Source organism: Caballeronia sp. LZ033, assembly GCF_031451265.1.
Lineage (GTDB): Bacteria > Pseudomonadota > Gammaproteobacteria > Burkholderiales > Burkholderiaceae > Caballeronia.
This window is the reverse complement of record NZ_JARUXQ010000044.1, coordinates 1-619: the sequence shown is the minus strand read 5'-3', so window position 1 is coordinate 619 and position 619 is coordinate 1. Positions and strand designations below refer to the sequence as shown.

Below are 619 nucleotides of genomic sequence, written 5' to 3'. Positions count from 1 at the left end.
CGCCTCGCTCCCTTATCTCGCGCCCGATCAGATTGCGCTGCCCGAGACCGAAGGCGTCGATCGCTGGCACACCGAGGACAATGTCACCACGGGCCGCTATGTCGTCGATGACTATGATTTCCGCAAGCCCAAGGCGGACCTGCAAAGCCAGCAGGCCAATCCGCTCAGCGATGACCACGGCTCTTATGAGAAGTACAACTGGCAGCTCGGCTATGTCAATGGCGACGAGGGCAATCACTATTCGCGCGTGCGGCTCGAAGAAGAGCAGACCGGTAGCGAAAGCGCTCATGGTCACACCACGATTCGCGCCTTCGCGCCGGGCTATCTGTTCACGTTGACAGGTTGTCCACGAACGGCCGATAACCGCGAGTATCTGATCGTCGGCGCAAGTTATCAGTTTCAAAGCGGTGGCGACGCCAGCGGCAGCAGCTCGGCAGCCTACGCCACCGAGTTTCTCGCGCAGCCTACGTCGCTCCCTTGGCGCGCACCCTCCGTCACGCCTTTGCCGAAAGCGACCGGGCCGCAGACTGCGGTAGTCGTTGGCCCGGCAGGCGAGACCATCTGGACCGATCAGCACGGCCGCGTGAAGCTGCAATTCCGCTGGGACCGCTACGGCAAG

General features: G+C 62.4%; 1 protein-coding gene. It reads left to right on the top strand.

The window, feature by feature from the left end:
• Nucleotides 1-619 (top strand): type VI secretion system tip protein VgrG (locus QCE62_RS35105; protein WP_309928020.1); only part of this gene is annotated, 619 nt, incomplete at both ends.